Annotated in this window: 1 protein-coding gene; it reads left to right on the top strand. The window is 47.4% G+C overall.

Translation table 11 applies throughout. From position 1 onward, the window contains the following. A partial coding sequence (locus R8O11_RS28495) for a pyridoxal-phosphate dependent enzyme (RefSeq protein WP_318195030.1) occupies positions 1-650 on the top strand: 650 nt, incomplete at both ends.

The following is a 650-nucleotide window of genomic DNA, read 5'->3' as shown; positions in this document are numbered from 1 at the left end:
TCGTAGCAGCCGCTCGCGGTTACAAATTGACTCTAACTATGCCTGAATCAATGAGCCTTGAGCGCCGCAAGCTACTTAAAGCACTAGGCGCAAACCTTGAGCTAACTGAAGCAGCGAAAGGCATGAAAGGCGCAATTGCTAAAGCAGAAGAGATCGTAGCAAGCAATCCTGAAAAATACCTTCTTCTACAACAGTTCAACAACCCTGCTAACCCACAAATTCACGAGAAAACAACTGGCCCTGAAATCTGGGATGCGACAGACGGTGAAATCGATGTGCTAGTAGCAGGCGTTGGTACGGGTGGCACTATCACTGGTACAAGCCGTTACATTAAAGGTGAGAAAGGTAAAGCGATCACTTCTGTTGCTGTAGAACCTGCAGAATCACCAGTAATCGCGCAAGCACTAGCAGGCGAAGAAATTCAACCAGCACCACATAAAATCCAAGGTATCGGTGCAGGTTTCATTCCTGGAAACCTAGATTTGGACATTATCGACCGAGTTGAGCCAGTGACTTCTGAAGAAGCAATTGAGATGGCTCGTCGACTAATGGAAGAAGAAGGCATCCTTGCGGGCATCTCTTCAGGCGCCGCTGTCGTTGCTGCAAACCGAATTGCAGAACTACCTGAATTTGAAGGAAAAACCATAGTG

The sequence above is a fragment of the Vibrio sp. 1288 genome (assembly GCF_033344475.1).
The sequence above is the reverse complement of the archived record's forward strand: the minus strand, read 5'-3'. Positions and strand labels throughout refer to the sequence as shown.